13 protein-coding genes and 1 pseudogene are annotated in these 17825 nt (G+C 40.6%); 6 read left to right on the top strand and 8 right to left on the bottom strand.

Annotated features, from left to right (window positions below; all coding sequences use genetic code 11):
* Positions 1 to 66: 66 nt before the first annotated feature.
* Positions 67 to 4935, top strand: coding sequence for a TIR domain-containing protein (locus PCC7418_RS05885; protein WP_015225262.1), 4869 nt, complete (start codon positions 67 to 69; stop codon positions 4933 to 4935).
* 85 nt (positions 4936 to 5020) lie between these two features.
* Here the strand turns inward: PCC7418_RS05885 and PCC7418_RS05880 are convergent, their stop codons facing one another.
* The 3 genes from PCC7418_RS05880 to PCC7418_RS05870 all read right to left on the bottom strand — a co-directional run bounded on the left by PCC7418_RS05880 (position 5021) and on the right by PCC7418_RS05870 (position 7483).
* On the bottom strand, positions 5021 to 6787 hold the full coding sequence (locus PCC7418_RS05880) for a DUF262 domain-containing protein (protein ID WP_015225261.1): 1767 nt from the start codon (positions 6785 to 6787) through the stop codon (positions 5021 to 5023).
* 106 nt (positions 6788 to 6893) lie between these two features.
* Positions 6894 to 7181 carry a hypothetical protein gene (locus PCC7418_RS05875; protein WP_015225260.1) on the bottom strand — a complete coding sequence of 96 codons (288 nt, stop codon included), beginning with the start codon at positions 7179 to 7181 and terminating at the stop codon, positions 6894 to 6896.
* Complete coding sequence (locus PCC7418_RS05870; protein ID WP_015225259.1) at positions 7178 to 7483, bottom strand: hypothetical protein; 306 nt, start codon at positions 7481 to 7483, stop codon at positions 7178 to 7180. The genes PCC7418_RS05875 and PCC7418_RS05870 overlap by 4 nt, the downstream gene beginning before the upstream one ends.
* 81 nt (positions 7484 to 7564) lie before the next feature.
* Here PCC7418_RS05870 and PCC7418_RS05865 point away from each other — a divergent pair, with 81 nt between their 5' ends.
* From PCC7418_RS05865 to PCC7418_RS05850, 5 genes and pseudogenes are all read left to right on the top strand, one after another.
* A complete protein-coding gene (locus PCC7418_RS05865; protein WP_015225258.1) occupies positions 7565 to 7825 on the top strand; it encodes a helix-turn-helix domain-containing protein in 261 nt (86 codons plus the stop codon).
* Between the two features lie 284 nt (positions 7826 to 8109).
* Positions 8110 to 8436, top strand: a complete 327-nt coding sequence (locus PCC7418_RS05860) for a helix-turn-helix domain-containing protein (RefSeq protein WP_015225257.1) — start codon at positions 8110 to 8112, stop codon at positions 8434 to 8436.
* 155 nt (positions 8437 to 8591) lie between these two features.
* Positions 8592 to 8699: pseudogene (locus PCC7418_RS19745) on the top strand (helix-turn-helix domain-containing protein); the annotation flags it as partial.
* A 93-nt stretch (positions 8700 to 8792) separates the two neighbouring features.
* Positions 8793 to 9365: a Uma2 family endonuclease gene (locus PCC7418_RS05855; protein ID WP_015225256.1), complete on the top strand. Its 573-nt coding sequence runs from the start codon at positions 8793 to 8795 to the stop codon at positions 9363 to 9365.
* Positions 9366 to 9551: 186 nt separating this feature from the next.
* Entirely contained in the window at positions 9552 to 10643 is a 1092-nt protein-coding gene (locus tag PCC7418_RS05850; RefSeq protein WP_015225255.1) for an ISAs1 family transposase, read from the top strand.
* An 84-nt stretch (positions 10644 to 10727) separates the two neighbouring features.
* On the opposite strand, the gene PCC7418_RS19310 is transcribed toward PCC7418_RS05850, so the two are convergent.
* The 5 genes from PCC7418_RS19310 to PCC7418_RS05825 all read right to left on the bottom strand — a co-directional run bounded on the left by PCC7418_RS19310 (position 10728) and on the right by PCC7418_RS05825 (position 17710).
* Positions 10728 to 12203 carry a restriction endonuclease subunit S gene (locus tag PCC7418_RS19310; RefSeq protein ID WP_015225254.1) on the bottom strand — a complete coding sequence of 492 codons (1476 nt, stop codon included), beginning with the start codon at positions 12201 to 12203 and terminating at the stop codon, positions 10728 to 10730.
* A 74-nt stretch (positions 12204 to 12277) separates the two neighbouring features.
* Positions 12278 to 12583 (bottom strand): DUF433 domain-containing protein, encoded by a 306-nt coding sequence (locus tag PCC7418_RS05840; RefSeq protein WP_015225253.1) that lies wholly within the window; start codon positions 12581 to 12583, stop codon positions 12278 to 12280.
* A gap of 350 nt (positions 12584 to 12933) precedes the next feature.
* Positions 12934 to 13185, bottom strand: a complete 252-nt coding sequence (locus PCC7418_RS05835; RefSeq protein ID WP_015225251.1) for a type II toxin-antitoxin system HicB family antitoxin — start codon at positions 13183 to 13185, stop codon at positions 12934 to 12936.
* Positions 13186 to 13207: 22 nt separating this feature from the next.
* On the bottom strand, positions 13208 to 14617 hold the full coding sequence (locus PCC7418_RS05830) for a class I SAM-dependent DNA methyltransferase (RefSeq protein WP_015225250.1): 1410 nt from the start codon (positions 14615 to 14617) through the stop codon (positions 13208 to 13210).
* A 36-nt stretch (positions 14618 to 14653) separates the two neighbouring features.
* Positions 14654 to 17710: a type I restriction-modification enzyme R subunit C-terminal domain-containing protein gene (locus PCC7418_RS05825; RefSeq protein WP_015225249.1), complete on the bottom strand. Its 3057-nt coding sequence runs from the start codon at positions 17708 to 17710 to the stop codon at positions 14654 to 14656.
* Positions 17711 to 17825 lie beyond the last annotated feature (115 nt).

Genomic DNA, 17825 nt, shown 5'->3' with positions numbered 1-17825 from the left:
AGATCATTGCTTTGACGTAAAATGAAAAGGTGTTGAAGGGTTGAGCGATCGCGCTCAAACAGTCTCATGAAAGAGAAGTCGCAGGTGCAAATTTTCCTCTCTTATGGACGGGAAGATGCAACAAGGGTTAAAGAACTTTACCAATGGCTAAAAGGGGACGGTTATCAGCCTTGGTTAGACACGGAAGACATTTTACCGGGAGAAGATTGGCAAGGCAAAATTCAAGACACGATCGCGCACAGTGATTTGTTAATTGCCTGTTTGTCACGATCGGTTACCTCTCGAACAACCTATGTTAGCCAAGAACTGCGACAGGCTTTAGTCCAGTTTGCGCGATCGCAGCCAGGAGAAGTATTTGTGATTCCCTTGCGGTTGGATGAGTGCGAGATTCCTAACCTAAGAATCCCCGAGTTGGGGATGAATCTACGGAATTATAATGCTCTCGATTACTGGCAACCGGACGCTTACGACCGTCTATTACGAACCATTGAACAAAAGCGGGGAAATCTAGTTCCTCCTCCTGCCAGTGCTGTCAGTGGAGCGCGATCGCAAACTCCTCCTCAAACTTACCATAACCAGATCGCCTTTCAGAATGCACAAGTCAGTGGCAATTTGACCACTGGTGACATTATTCAAGTCACTAAAGTCATCAATGAAGCTCCAAGGATCGAAATTGATGAGCAACAGGTCTTACGTGCCTTAAATAGCCATTCTCAAATTATTCTTGATGGTATCTCTTCCACAATTGGAAAAGAACTTCATCTTGATCGCGATCAACTCGTACAACAAGTTCTTCAACAACTAGAATTGAAGCAGGTTGTTTTAATTTCAGGTCCAGCAGGTACTGGCAAATCAGCGATCGCCAAAGATACTCTGGAACGTCTCAGCACAGAATATCTTACATTCAGTTTTCGCGCAGAGGCATTTGCAGCTTCCCATTTTGATGAAACCCTAAACAAGAATCAAATTCCTGCAAATGGAGAGCAACTGAGTACTATTTTGGCAAATCAAAACCGAAAAGTTCTATTGGTAGAAAGCATAGAAAGGCTTCTTGAAAAATCTACTCGCGATGCTTTTATCGATCTTCTCAAACTCATCGGAAAAGATCCAAATTGGCGACTGATATTGACTTGTCGGGATTACTCAGTTAATCTCATCCGTTCTGCCTTCTTAGACTTTGCAAATGTCGAGCATTCTACTTTAAAAATTCCTTCCCTCTCCAACGATGAGTTAGAGCAAGTAAAAGCCACTTACCCTAGCTTAATCCATCCACTTTCAAATTCCTCCCTATCTGAACTTCTTAGCAATCCTTATTTTCTAGACAAAGCCCTACAGATTTCATGGTCAGAGGACAAACCCTTACCTCAAAGTGAATCGGAATTACGAACCCGCTTTTGGAAAGAAATTGTGTGTGCCGAACATCGCGTTGCCAAGGGAATGCCACGTCGGCGAGAGGAAGCATTTATAAAGATCGCTTTAGGACGAGCCCAGAAACTTGACCTGTATGTTGCTTGTCCAGACCTAGATTCAGAAGTTGTCGAAAGTCTTCGATACGATTCCCTCATTGTTTTTTCTGAACGGAACAATGAGCTTATGGCAGTAGCTCATGATGTTTTAGAAGACTGGGCAATTCTGCAATGGATAAATAAGCAGTATGCAACTTACCAAGACTCGCTCCCAGAACTGTCAGAACAGCTTGGAACTCATCCGGCTGTGCGCCGAGGATACCGTAAGTGGGTCGCTGAACAAGTAGAGCAGGATTCTGAAATGGCAGATACTCTGTTTCAAGATACTATATGCGAGGAAGACTTATCTGCTCAGTTTCGCGACGATACAATAATCTCACTTCTTCGTTCCCCAGCTTCAGTTGCATTCTTGGAAAAGCATCGTGCAAAGCTATTTGCAAACAATAAGGAACTTCTCCGAAGAATTATTCATCTACTGCGAGTTGCCTGTGTCACTATTCGTGATCAAATAGATCCCTCGAAAACCTCCATATCAGTTTTTAATGTTCCAGAAGGATCTGTATGGTATTGCGTTCTTCGGTTGGTAGAAACTCATCTTGATTCATTTATTCAAGAAGATTACCCCCTGCTTTTAGGGTTAATTGAAGACTGGTCTCATGGTGTTTCTTGGCAAAACCCTTATCCAGATGGGGCTGAATCTGTGGCAGCGATAGCGTACTGGCTTCTTTCAGAATTTAATGATTACCGATTTCAGCATCAGTGGAAGCAAACTCTGAAAATTATCGCCAAAATACCCAATGCAGATACTGAACGTTTTGTCGCCCTTTTACAAGGAGACCATGATGACGAAGAAAAGCATCGTGCCAGAGGAGAGTTATTAGAGATGATCCTTACAGGGTCGCACGAAGGGATAGCAATAGCGCGAGATATGCCGAAAACGCTTGTATCAGTTGCTAGAAAATATCTCCTCTTATCAGAAATAGATCTTCAACCGCGGTTTTACGGGAGATTGGATTTAGGGCCTTTGTTTGGACTAAGAGCAGGACTGGATCATTGCTTTTTCTTCCCAAGCGCTTATCGTGGACCTTTTCTTATGCTTCTAAGGTATCACCCAAGCCAAGGGCTTAACTTTATCATTAAGGTATTCAACCACAGCGCCGAGTGGTACGCCCATCCCAGAGTCCCATCAGAAGTTGTCGAGTCGCCCTATCAAATCACCCTGACATTTTCAGATGGAACCTCGGGAACACAATGGTGTAATGATCGACTTTGGAATTTCTATCGGGGAACATCGGTGGGTCCCTATGTTCTGCAATCTCTTCTGATGGCACTGGAGCAATGGTTACTGGAGTTGGCTGAAGTGTTACCCAATGATCTAGATAATGCTCTTATCTCTATTCTCAAAAGAAGCGACTCTGTTTGTCTTACCGCAGTTGTCGCAAGTGTCGCAACTGCCTACCCTCACCGTTGTGGGGAAACACTTTTGGTTTTACTCAAATCCCCTGAATGTATCCAACTTGATCGGTATCGCCTTGCAAAAGAAGTTGAAGCGGGCATAATATTTGGATTCAACCCAGAAGATGCACTTCATCGTAAGGAGCGAGAGAAAGCAAATTCCCTACCTCACCGAGACCATGATCTTGAAGTTGCAATTCTTAATTTGCAGTTGGGAGCATATGCCACGCAGGTACAGGAATTTTTAGATCAGTATTATACAGAGATGCCACCTCTCGAAGAACAGGATGACAATGATCGCCTTTGGCGACTGAAAATATCGCGCATGGACAGGCGTAATTATCCCATTATAGAAGAGACTTCCCAAGAGAAACAAGACAAGATTCCTATCTATCCTAAAATCGCATCCGATCTCAAGGAAATGGTAGATAAACACCAGTCTCAGTCTAAAGTAATGAGTGCTGGAATTAGCCTTTTCATGTGGGGACAGAAAATTTTTCAAGGAAAAGAAGATGATACCGCTAACGCAGCTCAATGGCAACAGCGGTTGCAGGAAGCTCAAAAGAGAAACCTAGAGGATGATGGTAGCGGAAAATATAACTTACTATACCCAGGGAGTATGGGGTACGTTGCCGCTGTCTGCATACGGAATCATTGGGAAGAAATGTCCAAGTATGAACAGAATTGGTGTGTGGAGGTGGTTTGCTCAGAGGTAGAACGACAAGGGGATTCTTGGAATCAATTTAACCGCATACAAAAGAGTAGTATGTCAGGTGATCGCCCCTGTGCTCAAGTTTTACCACTATTGCTGGGCAAAACTCTTGATCAAACATATACTTCCTGTGTCCACAAGGCTTTCCTAACTGCCCTAACTCACGCGATTGAGGAAGTTCGCCACTATGCTGCCCTGGGCATTGGCAAGTATTTATGGGAAATAGATCCAGAGTTAACTCTGCGCTGTGTCAATGCTATTGCATGGGAAGCAGTTTTGATAGAACAGGGAATCAAGGATCGACCCCATAATAAACGCAGGGAATTTGAGGAAATCAGAATGGAGGTAGCGACTCATCTACGTCAACGTTTTTATGAGCATGATTTTATTCCAGATGATGCCTATCAAAAAATGGACATAGAGACATTGTTAGGATCGGAAGTCAATGTTCGTATCTTACGTGTTTTAGGACAAGCGCCAAATGATGACACAGCAATCGCTGCATTTGAACGACTAGCCCAAATGTTTGTCAGATGGTGGGATGAAGACGCTCAAAAGCGTAAAAGCATAGAACAACAACCTCGCCAGAGAAATTATGAAATAGAACAAGAATTATCCAATCTTCTGCAAGATTTTGTACTCCACACTTCAAGAGCCGTAGCGACTACAACTCTTCAGCCCATCCTAGATGCTGTTGATCATCATCCGCAACAAATACATTGGATTCTTTCAGGGCTAATTATGCTGGAAGACTCTCAACCCAATACCTCGCGATTCTGGATGCTTTGGGATTTATTTGCAGATCGGGTTCGACAGGCAAAATGGCTAGCAACAATTGATAATGAATATGTAACTGGAAAAGATATGATATCAGCTATTTTCCTAGGAAAATATTGGAAAGATGGAGTCCGCCACTGGAATAGTCTTGAAGGATATGCCGAACGCATTCATAAATTATTTGAGGATTTACCAGCATCTTCGACAATTTTGGAAAAATATCTTGAATTTCTTTACAGTGTTGGTAGCCAATCCCTACCTCAAGCGTTTATTAACATTGCAAAGCGCCTTCAGCAGGGCAATTCACAGCAGATGTTAAGCAAAACAAATAATGTTTTCTTAATTGAAATGTTGCTACAAAGGTATGTTTACGGAAAACCTTTAGAATTAAAGCGTAAGGCTAAGCTCCGAGATGCTGTTCTTTTTTTGCTTGATTTATTAGTTGAAAATGCTTCCTCTGCTGCTTTTCGGATGCGAGATGATTTTGTTACACCAGTGTCAATTAGTACAGATAAAACGATGTAACTGCTACTAAAAGTAATTTGATTTCTAGAAACAAAGGCTTGATTAACAGAAGTTCCACAAACCCAAGAATTGAGCGCGATCGCGCTCAAGGCTTCTTCCCCATCGCGGAATACAACTTCCCTAATAGCACCCGCGTTCGTTCAGCAAAAAACCCCTCAAAATCATCCCCTCTCAACAACTCCGGCTCAATCAAATGAGAGCGCAAAATCTCATCCACTCTTTCCTTACTCATCCCCTTCTCCTGCAATCGCTGTAAATACAGCGACGGCGCCACACTCCCCAAAAAGCGATTCGTCCGCCAAGTTAACGGCGTTTTATTCACAATACTGTTATAGCGCGATCGCGCAATCCCCCGTTGTTGACACCACTTTTGCGGAAAAATATGATGATTTTCAATCCCCTCCTCAAAATACTTCACCTCCGTAATCGCTTCCCCCGTCAAAAAATCCAACGCCCCATCCCGTCTTAACAACGCCGAAATCGCTCGATAAGTCGCCCCCTGAGAATTCACACAACTCTGCAACCGTTCTGCTTGCAAACTCGCCTCTCGAATCGTCGTCGGAAGCGCCCCCTCCTCCCAGACCCAACCAGGCATCTCAATCAAATCCTTCGCCGCTGTTGACTCCCGAGAGCGAGAATAAATCCCTGAAGCCGCCCCACAATACAACCACTGCTCCAACTTGCGCTGCACCGCATCCAACTTCACACTCTCTCCCAAAATTGCCATTAACGGTGCCAACACCACCAACTGCATGGGATAAGGCACATCATCCGCATCAAAAATCCCTTGACCATGCAAAAACCTTGCCCCTGCTTCAAACCCCTGTGAAAGGTCTTCCCGCCATGTTTGATAATCCGATAAACTCACATCCAGAACATCCTGACGATTACAAGAAATGCGCGGTAGTTTCTCCGAATGGACTCCCCTCTTTTTCGCCTCCAATCGTCGGTGATACCTTACCAATAAAGACAGTGCCTGTAAAAAATCCGTCGGCTTCAACAGTCTTAATACCCGATACCGTAAAAACTGTTGCTCACGGTTTTGCCAATCTCCGCGTAAATCAAACTCTTCACTGGCATATTCAGAAGTCAGCAAATCAAAATGGGTCAACTCACAGGGGCGAGCATTATGATTAACAAAAATCTGACACACTGCCTTTTTTGGCAACTCCGCCCGTAAAATATACAACCCCAACTGATAATGCTCAAACTTCTTAATCACCTCCGCCTCAAACTGGTCAATCAAAGCCAACTTCTCAGGCTGATACTGCCAATACTTGTTATACTCTCCTCGCCATTGCGGAAACTGAAACACTTGAGAAAGGGGAAAACAATGAGTTTGATATTCCCGTTCGGGAGTCGAACAATCAATTTGAGGAGCATGAGCGCGACGTAACCGCTTGTCTTCCTTCAATCCTAAAATAGCTCGGAAGCGTTCCTCCTCGGGTAACGCAAGCATCTCCTCCATCTGAAAATAGTACCAACGTTGTTCTCTGGCATAGCGTTTCCCTCGATTAATGCGAACTGGGGAGACAGAAAACAACGCCATAAACAAGCTCGTTAACCGTTGTTGTCCATCTAAAATGAGAGTTTGAGGAGCAGGAGAATGCTCTAATTCCACCCCTTCTACCAAGCGCGGTTTAAGGCGAAATTGGGCGTTTTCTTGTTCTAGCAGCATGAATGAACCAATGGGAAATCCAAGCGCAATACTGCTGAGAAGAGAACGAATGCGCTCATCATCCCAACACCAGTCTCGTTGAAAATCAGCTAGTTGAATTCTGCCACCTTCAATTGCCTTTAAGACATCTAGAAGTGGTCCTTTTGTAAGGTCAAAAGTGGAAAGGGGAAGCATTAATTACCTGAGAAAGCGATTAAAAGCAACTTACGTGCTAAGTTTCCCCGCAGTCAAGGCATTTCCCAAATCTTTGTCAATTTGACAAACCAACTGGAAACTGGAATTAATTGTGTCGTTGATTAAGCCAACGTTGCAATAATGGTTCTACTTCAGTGGCATTTTCCAGAATGACATCAGCAATGGCAAGTAAACGCTGATACGATTCTCCCGCTTCCCGACGACTGGTAATTCCCCCTAGCCAGTGAGAGGTGGTGGAACGAGAAACGCCAGAAATTTGGGCTAACTCGGCAGCATCCAGATTCCAACGAAAACAGAATTCTGAGGGAGAAATCTTCAGTTGTTGGAGCAAATTAATAATTTGTTGGCGAGGGGAAGAATGATCATGGCTCATGAATTTACCTCTTCCCGTAAGGTGTGAAGGGAACTTTCATCCAAAAGGCATAAATCTTCGGAAAAGGCAAAATCATAGGCGGTAATGGCAAAGGAAGGACTGGCTGCATCTAGCTTAACTAAATAATGGAGTCCTGTAATGGTACAACTAGCAGCATGAGTATAAACGACTCCCACCATGCGTCCAAAGTCGGGGTTAGGAACTTGATACCAATAAACCCAACTCCCCAAAGCAAATTGTTGTTCGGGAAGAGTCGAGGGTAAAGTTTCAGGAAGGGAAACTGGGGGGAGCGAGGCGCTCATGTGATGATTAACGGATAAAAGATTATGCTTATTCTACCAAATGTTATGAATAATCTGTAGAAGCGGTCACGGAATTTCTCGATGATGAGTTCCGTGACTGACAGTAATTCTTCTTCGATTAAACAACGGTTTGGGAAAGCGGTCCGGCGACGACGACGGGAGCTAGATTTGTCTCAAGAGTATCTGGCGGAGTTGGCGGGACTGCATCGCACTTATATTTCTAATTTGGAGCGGGGTATGATTAATCCCACTTTGGAAAATATGGAGCGTTTGGCACAAGGACTGGAGATTAGTTTGACGCGTTTGTTTGTTGAGTATGGGGTGGAAGGGGAAGACAAATAATGAGCCAATTTATTTTCCACTTTATTAGAGTGCTTACGGACTCACTATCAAATGGCTCTGACTGAAAATAACCAAAATCCCGCTTCCAATGAAGCATTAAAACATTAGAGGGCGGAACGACTAGAGCTTTAGTGAATAGTTTCCCTAACCAGTTAAATTGGGGAAACTATTCACATAATCGTATGATCGCGCCCCTTCAAAACCAATGCCAAATTAAGTGGCACTTTTTTGTTATGCTTGCTAAAATAACATTATGTTTTTATTACATTTAAAATTTTTATAAAGTGAAAAGTAGTCAGTATGAAGAAACTCAAATAACGAGCATCATTCCCTTAGACTTGTCTCCAGAAGAATCTGATCGCGCGGAAGTAATTCAAACTTTGCTAGAACCCTGTGATCGCGCTGTCTATGGACAAAAACTCCGAGCAGGAGCAGAAAAACTGGGTATTTCCGTTCGTTCTCTGCAAAGACTCTTTAAGCGTTATCAAGAAGAAGGATTATCCGCTTTAAGGGTTGGGGAACGAAAAGATCGCGGAACCCATCGAGTTGGTGACTTTTGGGAAGAGTTTATCTCAGTGCGACGAGAAGACCCCCGTTATACCAGAGGTTAACGGGAAGGCGTATAAACATCTGAGGAGACCTCAGATGACAGCCCCTCATGAATCGTAGCCAAATAAAAAAAGCGCGAAAGCGCATCCATAACTTAGCACCTTGTCACAATCTACTAAGCAGCGTATAATAAAGCTGTGCTTGAACGACTTGGTCAGTGCTCACACTTAACTACCGATACCGTATCTATCCCAACAAACAGCAGGAAGAAACTCTCACGGAGATTCTTGAAATCTGCCGTAGTGCCTATAACTATGCTTTGCGGGGGAGGATGTCACTCTTTTCTGCAATGGCGGAGTATCAAAAGCCTGTTTAAGATATTGAATTAGCAGGAGGCGAACCAAGGGAGATGATAGGGATGACACCGTTAACGCAAAAGGTTGACACCCCAGAGGAATATTTGGCGTTTGAAGCAAAAGCAGAGGTGCGCCATGAGTTTATTAATGGGGAAATTATACCAATGGCAGGGGGAACAACCAAGCATAATTTGATTACAGGGAATCTGTATATTGGTTTGCGTCTGGCGCTAAAGGATAGAAATGCTCCTGTTTATATGGAAAATGTTAAGTTGTGGATTCCATCGGTTAATGTCTTTACCTATCCTGATGTGATGGTTTTGGCGGGTGATCCTGTTTATTATGGGGACAGTCAAACCACAGTAATGAATCCAGTGGTCATTATTGAGGTATTATCAGACTCAACTAGGAATTATGACCAAGGCGAAAAGTTCAGCTTTTATCGGAGTTTAGAAAGTCTGCAAGAATATATGTTGGTGGATCAGGATAAATCAGTGGTGATGGTCTATCGACGGGGAATCGCTAAGGATTGGAATTTGCAGATTTTAGAGGACTCAACCGATGTTGTGCAGTTAAACTCGGTTGGGGTGGAGGTAGCTTTATCAGTGATTTATGAAGGCTCAGAAAATTATTAATATCATTTCGATCAACTGGCACTACACACCGATACACTAAAGCCCCCCTTTCAAAGGCAGGGCTGTTTCATTCTCGGGGTAAAATTGTAAATGTAAAGCGCGATCGCGTAACTAAATCCACAGCGCGATTGCGCTCCGCGCACCAAATCGAAGATTTGATCGCGCATTTTTAGAAAAATTTCTAATATGTCTAGTTTAATCAGTTTCTTAAAACAAGTCAAGGACTGGCGGGATTCCAGTGGAAAAAGATATCCCCTATGGTGGATACTCCTAATTGTTATTTTAGGGCTAATGGTAGGTTGTTTAAGTTATAGAGACCTATCTGCTTTTGCTAAGAATCATCATGACTATCTTCTTCGCCTTGCCAAAAATACTCACCTTAAAGTTCCATCCTACTCCACCATTAGAAGAATCATGATGGGAATAGAAAATGATAATTTAATTCCAATTTTTAATCAATGGGCAACTCAATTATCTTCAAAAGAAGAAATTCCAGATTGGATCGCGATCGATGGCAAAAGTATTAAATCAACTTTAACTGATACCTACGGAAATAAACAGAATTTTGCTTCAATTGTCTCTTGGTTTTCTCAAGAAAATGGATTGGTTTTAGCCTTGGAAAAATTGGAGAATAAAAAGACTTCAGAAATTCACTGTGTTCGAGAAATGGTGGATAATACACCTTTATTCAATAAGATTTTGACTCTAGATGCTGTCCACTGTCAAAAAGAAACAATTAGAACGATTAATCGCTCTCATAATGATTATGTAATTGCGGTTAAGAAAAATCAACCTAAGTTGTACAACAGTTTAGAAGAAATTGCTCACAATCAGATTCCTTTTCAAGAGAATATCTGCACCGACACGAGTCATGGACGACAAATTACTCGCCAAGTCTCTGTTTTTGAAGTTCCAGAAAAAGTTCCTAAGATTTGGCAAGGAAGTCAGTATTTTATTAAAGTAGAAAGGAAAGGTTATCGAAAAGACAAGCCTTATCATCAAATCGTTTATTATTTAAGTAGTTGTGATCAAACAGCTAAAAAATTTAGTGAAAAAATTCAGGGACATTGGGGAATTGAAAACCAACTACATTGGGTCAAAGATGTTATTTTTGCTGAAGATACTTCCCCAATACACCATCTTCAGTCAGCAGTCAACTTTTCAGTTTTAAAGACCATTTGTCTCAATCTTTTTAGATTATTAGGCTTTTTATCAATTACCGAAGGGCGAAGATGGCTTGGACAGAGGCTTTGGCTACTCCCCATTTTGATAGAATGAAACAGCCCTGCCTTTCAAAGGGGGGTTGGGGGGATAAAAGGGGGGTTAACTTCTTAGAAATGGTAGAATTTTGATGGGATGGGGTTATTTTTGACTCCGTTTTTTTGTTGTTTTCCGTTTGGGTTTCTTCTCTTGTTCTGCTTTTTCGGCTTTGATTTTTTCTAATAGGACTGATGCGGGTTCATCGTTGGGGTCTTGGGGGACTAATTCGCCTCGGAAGGCTTTGGCTAAGATGGATTGGGTGAGTTTATCGGTGTAGGCTTTGGCTTGTTGGTAGCGTTGTTCAATGAGGTCGCATTTTTTGAATAAGGCTTTTACTCTCTTGACTATCTCTTTTTGTTCTTCTAGTGGAGGTAATGGAATCGCCCAGTTTTGTAAAACTCCTGTTTCAACTCTGCGAGTTCCGTGAGTGGCTTCTTTGGTGGCAAATAATATATTTTGAGCAATAAGTTTTATAGAAATAAATAAATATTCATTCAGTTCTATTTTTTCAGGAATTAGAGCTTTAATATCTTGGTTAACAGTTACGACATCATCGGTAATTGCAACGGGAAAAGTATGAGCTAGAATCATACCTCTGACAACAAATAATATAGACCCTTTAGGAATTTTTTTAGTAGATGAATTTTTGATAGCATCTTCGCTAATATGATTAATTGAATCACGGATTCTATCAAATTTCATATCCTTAGCACTAATCCAAGGAATATGACCTTCCCAATACTCAGCTTTAGACTTTGCGGGAGTTCCCCCACCTGTTAGAGTTCCTAGTTTTCCTAGTGGAATAAATTTCCATGAGTTAGGGATATCATAATTACAACTTTGTTCAAAGACATTAAAGTGAGGCTTTGGATATGGTGTTTCAAGTTGATTTAATAACTCTTCAGCAGGTTCAACGTTGGGGTTTTTCTCACGCCAATCAGCCGTTAAGCGCCCCGAACAAGCAGCAGCTAAAACCGATTGACGGAATCGTTTAAGGAGAGTGGGGATTTTCTCTAATCGCTCTTGACAGTCATTAACTTTACCAAGAAGTTTCTCTAGTTTAGCAACAATTCTTTTTTGTTCATTTAAGGGAGCAAGTTGAAATTTATATTCTAAAATGTAGTTATGATTAGTATTTTTCTGAAGAGAGCCAGTATCATCAGACACCATATAATGTCTAAATGAAGGATTACATAAGGCAAAATATAGATATTTTTTATTGATTAATGTTTCATTAAATATTATTTTAGAAACTCGCTGATTTAACAAAGCAGGTGTTTGACCTTCAACTATAGCTACAGTACCTAGATATGCTCCTGTTTCTGATAAGTCTGTTAGACAAATAACAATTTCTCCACCTTCTAACTTATATTTCTCAAACTCTGAAAGTCTATGAATAGGAATATAGGGCTGTTTAGGTTTATTCCAATTCAGTTTAAAATCTTTGGTAATATTTCCCATTCGTAAAACAGGAACTCCAGAATCAGTGTAATCCTTACTTTTAAAGGCAAATCCTCCAAAAAGCTCAATGATTTCGTTTAACTTACAAATAATCCAACCTTGAGGTAAATAGTGCATAACTTGCTTTTTTATAAAAAATTAAAATACTTCATAATTCTGATTTAGGTCTTCATTTGCTTGAAAGGCTATTTTCATCTTGTAACCTGACGAGCTTTACGAACTTTTTCAAGAATTGATTGATTATCCTTGAGACTCGCCTCTCTTAGTTTTTCATAAAGTAACTCACCTTCCCTTAAATAATCATCTATTTCAGTTTGATTCGCCAAATAATAAGTAATTGCACCATAAACCTCTTCAAGCGTCAAGACGGGAAAAGATTGGACAATACTTTCAGGGGAAACGCCCTCTAAAAAAGAATAAACAATCGAATCTAAAGACACCCGACTTCCTTTAATAAAATAAGCACCATCTCGCTTTTCAATGTATTCCTTAGTCATGTAACCTCCTATAACTATCGGTCATACTTCTGTTTAATTTTCTGAGCTATGATTACTTTACGAACATCCCTATCAGATAAATTTCCACCTCCCTTGATCAAGTTTTTGGGGACTCCACCTAAACGCTGTAAGATAGTATTCGCACTCATGTTTCCACCTCCATTAATTCCAAAATGTCCTTTAAATCATTGACAACAGCAAGATACAATTAAAGCCATCGCCCATCCTTGAGGTAATTTATTATATGCTTTGAAACCTTCTGCTTTCATTTACCTATCCTACTATAGCAATCCCAAATGAATTGTAAATTAATCCCCCCTAGCCCCCCTTAGAAAGGGGGGAACGGTTAATCAACTTGTTACAAATGATTTAGGATCGCTATAGCCTTCAACAGTTACTTTTAAATGACTTGGTTTAGGTAAAGGCTTATTTCTAGCTTGATAGTCTTCAATCAACAAATCTAAAACCTCTTGACCATTTTTTAAGGCTTCCTCATAACTATTCCCGTGAGTATGAGCATAAGAACCAAATTCAGGTAAACTAACGATATATTTTTGATCCTCGTTTGACCATTGAATTAAAATACTGTATCGATGATTCATTGAGTTACTCCTGTATATAGAATTAGCCCTCATCGTCGTTAATTTCAATTAATTCTAAAATGTCCTTGAGACTGTCAACAACTGCTTCTAACTCCGTAATCGCTTCACTAGCTAAAAAATCAGGCTCAGGTAAATCTTCCCAATCCTCCAAACTTTCATCCTTTAACCAAGTAATATCTAACTTATAATTCCTCCCCTTAATCTCATCCCAAGAAAAACATCGAAATCGCCCTTCTATTCCTAAATCCTTCCGTTCACTTTTCCCATTGGGATCATCCCCATAACATTGCTCAAATTCGGCAAAATGTTGCGGAGTCAAAGGACGTTCTTTTTTAGTAATACCAGGAACATTAGAACGAGCATCAAAAATCCAAACTTTCTCAGTGGGTAATCCCTTCTGAAAGAAAATGACATTCGCTTTCACCCCTTGCGAATAAGGGGTAAACGTTCCTCTGGGTAATCTTAACACTGTATGAACATTACAATCCTCCATCAAAATCTTAAACACTTCCCCAGCTTTATCTTCAAATAAACAATTATCAGGTAAAACAACGGCTGCTCTTCCCCCTGGTTTGAGAGTGGTTAAAATATGCTGGACAAAATTTAATTGTTTGTTGCTGGTTTCAATGGTGAAATCTTCTCGCCCTGGGGCTTGCTTTGCTCCCTTTGTCCCGAAAGGGGGATTGGATAAGATACAATCAAAGCGATCGCCGTTATCAGGTTCATAAATCGTATCCCCAACCTCAATAATTGGCTCTAATCCCTGTAAAAATAGATTCATCAACGCCAAACGACGAGGACGTAATACTAAGTCTTGACCATAATAGGTTTTTGTTTTAATGCGCTTGATTTCTTTACGATCAAAAACGCCACCTGTTTCCTCTAATAACCATTGATACGCAGCGACTAAGAAACCCCCCGTCCCACAAGCTGGATCGCAAATGGTAAAGTTAGAATGTTCTCTCGGATCAGGCTTCATTAAATGGATAATTGACTGAATCAAAACCCTTGGGGTAAAGTATTGTCCAGCGCCTTTTTTCCCTTCACTGGCTGCTCTTTCTAATAAGCCTTCAAATGCTTCTGCTTTCACATCCACATCTAAAGCTGTCCATTCCACATCATCAATAATATTAATGACTTGTTTTAAGTTTACAGGATTATTAAAACGAGGCATTGCTTGAGTGAAAATATCTCCCAATAACCCTTCTTGTTTCTGTAATGTGCGGATTACCCCAAGATAATGATCCAATAATGCTTCCCCAGACTGTTGCTTCAGTGCTTCCCAATCGCAATTAGGGGGAACATCAATTCCTTTTTCATCAGACATCTTGAGGAATAATAAATAGGTTAATTGTTCAATATAATCGCCATAATCGATTCCGTCATGGCGTAAGGTATTACATAATCCCCAAAGTTTGCTAACAACATCCATAGTTTTACAAAATAATTCATTTACAAAGTAGAAAAATTAAGCAGCGATCGCGCTGTTCAACTCATCAATTAACTGATTTAACTGATTTCCGAATACCTTTTTCGCTTTTCCACGACCCCCATAGCGTTCAAAAATCGGCGCGTATTCAAAATCTTCCATGTTAATGCTAAGATTCTGAATCAAATGCTCACGAATGTAGCCTAACCATTTTAACTGTTCTTGACTAAATTCTCGCTCATTAGTAACCGCAGAAATCGCTTTATCAACTCTCTCCTGTGCGGTGTAAACCTCTTCCGAGGGATTGTAAGCCGAACGAATTAAAGAAATAATATCCGCTAAGGCTTTATTTTTCACTAATTGATAAGCTCGTTGCAATTTTTCCTCAGTAAAGCGATTCTGATTCAACTTTTCTCGTAACTCTTCTAACACTTCTGCATTCCATTTCTGGGGACTTTGACGGAGAACTTTTAACGCTTCTATCTCATCACTATTTTCCGTAATAAACCGATAAAAACTGTCTAAATAATCCTCGGGTTTTTGCCCTTGAATAACTGTCTCAGAGCTTACTGTATCTTCGACACCTTCTGCAATATAAAAAGTTTTCTGAGCGCGAGGATAGTTTTCTAGAAAGTCCTGAAACTCCTCATCTTGCAGAAGACTCACCATTTCTTCTGTATTCGTTTTCATTCTATCTTCTAAATTTCTCGCAAATTCACTGATATTATCATCAGGAATAAACCGCTTAAATTCTTCTCGTCCTTCTTCGCTAATATTACGATCGATGCGATGGACTCTTCTGGTTAAAATGTCGATGTGACCCTCTGGATCAATTTGATCCAAAATATTGCTAATGACTTGATTAATAGGCATAGTTTGTTTACGAGGCGGATCAATTTTAAAGTCTGTACTATCCGCAAAGTATTCCACTAAAGACCCACCAAAACAGTCAAAAATTTTAAAATGGGTTTTATTAATATCGTCACAACGTCTCGTTCCTCGTCCTAACATCTGTACCCATAAAATCCGCGATTTTACAGGACGCATAAAGACAATAAACTCGATCGCGGGAATATCAATTCCTGTGGTTAATAAATCTACTGTCACGGAGATTTTAGGCTGAGGACGATTTCTAAATTCTCGAATTTTCTGCATCGGGCGATCTGCTTTACCCGTTATTTTTTGGACAAAATCATCTCCTCTCGCAAATACATCTTTGCAAACACTAACCACTTGATCCGCATGGGAAATATGGTCTAAGTCGTTATTGGCAAAAATAAGGATTTTGGGGAAACGCCCTGTTTCTTCCTCATGTTTATAGGCATATTGAGCAATTTCTTGAATGATTTTACGATTGCTATCAGGGGAAGTAATTTTCCGTTCAATGTCTGTAGAATTAAATTCTCGTTCATCTTCTAACGTTTCATAATATTTCGCCCCTGTTTCGCGATCGACGCTTCGCACCACTTCCCCTTCTTTTAAGAAAGTCCCGTTTATTTTGACATTAGAATTGATATTAACTTGCTCATAATCGACTAAATAACCATCCGCGATCGCCTGTTCTGTGGTGTAGCGATAAACAATCTTCTTAAATAAAGAGACGGTATGAATGGCAGGAGTTGCAGTTAAGCCAATTTTTAGGGCATCAAAATAATCTAAAACCTTGCGCCAAGCACTAATTTCACTAGAGGTATAACCGCGATGACATTCATCTGCAATAATTAAATCAAAAGCATGAATGGGAATCTCTAATTGTTCTGCATCTGCTTCTGTTTCTAAATCTCCAGTTTCCTCGGAATTAACAGCCCCTTGACCTAATAAATTCAGTTTCATCCGTTGAATGGTGGAGACATAAACAAAGGTATGACTGGGAGACGGTTCGACTAAATAGCTATTAGGTAAAACCTGAGAATTAAACTTATCATCTTCACCGAACTCATCTTTCTTGAATGATTGACTATAAACCTCATATTCTTGGTTAAACTTATTACCATTAGGGGTTTGAAAAGAAGCAAACGCCCTCACTGCTTGAGCAGCCAACGCTCTGCGATCGACTAAAAATAAGACTCGCTGTACTGTTTTAGACGCTAACAGGCGATAAATACCAGAAACAATCGTAAAGGTTTTTCCTGTTCCTGTTGCCATTGCAATTAATAATTCTCGCTTCCCTTCCGTAATCGCTTTTTCTGTATGCGCGATCGCGCTAATTTGATAGGGTCTTAAGCGATCATTTTCTTCAACGGGATGGGTTTTTAACCATTGATAATATTCGCCATAATTGCGCTGAAACAACTCAGCCAGCGCATCGGGAGTGTAAAACGTAGTCAGTTCACGAGTCAGGTTCGATTCTTCTCTGATATCAAGAAAATAGACTAATTCCCCATTACTGGAAAAAAGGAAAGGAACGCGATAACCCCGCCAGTTTCCAACCCCTTCAAATGCCCCTTTAGAATACCGTTTTGCTTGTTCCAAAGCAGCCTGAGAACCGACTGTTAATCGTTTCGCTTCGATAACACCGATCCATAACCCATTCACAAATAAAGCATAATCAGCACGACCCGTCGCCACTGGATATTCTTGTACTGCATGGCAATTTAAACGGCTGGTGTCTAGATTATCCTCATAATCAGCGATCGTCCAACCCAGTTGAGTTAAGGTTTTATTAATTCGTTTTCGTCGGGTAACTGCTTCTAACTCTTCCTCTGTCATGTCGTTTTCTTGATGATCCGACTTTCTGAATTGACTTAACTGTACGGTTAGTTTCGCATAAAAGTCTTTCAAAATTATATGATCATTTTCTTTGTGATTCGATAACACATAACGAGTATTAACAGAAGGCTTACAGAAATTAGGTTCTTTTTCTCTCAACGCTTCTAGTCCCGCACGGGCTTGAGTATAATCCAAACCTGCTGATAAGAGATGTTCCATCACCATCAAAGCGACTAAATCATCCCTTGTATAGAAAACACTCCGCCCTTTTCCCGTTGCATCGACAGTGGGGACAATTACTCTTTTATCACGCCAGTATTGTAATTGACGAAGAGTACATCCTGTAATTTTTGCTGCTTCCTTGGTGGTAAAAAAATCTGATTCCACTAGAATCTATCACGCTACCTGTAATAAATACAAGATGACATTAATTTGTCACCAACGACACTAATCTGTTACCGATGACAAATAATTAGTGAATGTACAAGAGAGAAAGGGCATT

Source organism: Halothece sp. PCC 7418, assembly GCF_000317635.1.
Lineage (GTDB): Bacteria > Cyanobacteriota > Cyanobacteriia > Cyanobacteriales > Rubidibacteraceae > Halothece.
This window is presented reverse-complemented; position numbering and strand designations above follow the sequence as displayed.

Excerpts from the sequence above, each read along its gene's own strand:
- PCC7418_RS19310 (WP_015225254.1), bottom strand. The coding sequence starts at position 12,203 with ATGCACTATTTACCTCAAGGTTGGATTATTTGTAAGTTAAACGAAATC.
- PCC7418_RS05880 (WP_015225261.1), bottom strand. The coding sequence starts at position 6,787 with ATGCTTCCCCTTTCCACTTTTGACCTTACAAAAGGACCACTTCTAGAT.
- PCC7418_RS05865 (WP_015225258.1), top strand. The coding sequence starts at position 7,565 with ATGATGAGTTCCGTGACTGACAGTAATTCTTCTTCGATTAAACAACGG.
- PCC7418_RS05840 (WP_015225253.1), bottom strand. The coding sequence starts at position 12,583 with ATGACTAAGGAATACATTGAAAAGCGAGATGGTGCTTATTTTATTAAA.
- PCC7418_RS05850 (WP_015225255.1), top strand. The coding sequence starts at position 9,552 with ATGTCTAGTTTAATCAGTTTCTTAAAACAAGTCAAGGACTGGCGGGAT.
- PCC7418_RS05835 (WP_015225251.1), bottom strand. The coding sequence starts at position 13,185 with ATGAATCATCGATACAGTATTTTAATTCAATGGTCAAACGAGGATCAA.
- PCC7418_RS05830 (WP_015225250.1), bottom strand. The coding sequence starts at position 14,617 with ATGGATGTTGTTAGCAAACTTTGGGGATTATGTAATACCTTACGCCAT.
- PCC7418_RS05870 (WP_015225259.1), bottom strand. The coding sequence starts at position 7,483 with ATGAGCGCCTCGCTCCCCCCAGTTTCCCTTCCTGAAACTTTACCCTCG.
- PCC7418_RS05875 (WP_015225260.1), bottom strand. The coding sequence starts at position 7,181 with ATGAGCCATGATCATTCTTCCCCTCGCCAACAAATTATTAATTTGCTC.
- PCC7418_RS05885 (WP_015225262.1), top strand. The coding sequence starts at position 67 with ATGAAAGAGAAGTCGCAGGTGCAAATTTTCCTCTCTTATGGACGGGAA.
- PCC7418_RS05855 (WP_015225256.1), top strand. The coding sequence starts at position 8,793 with ATGACACCGTTAACGCAAAAGGTTGACACCCCAGAGGAATATTTGGCG.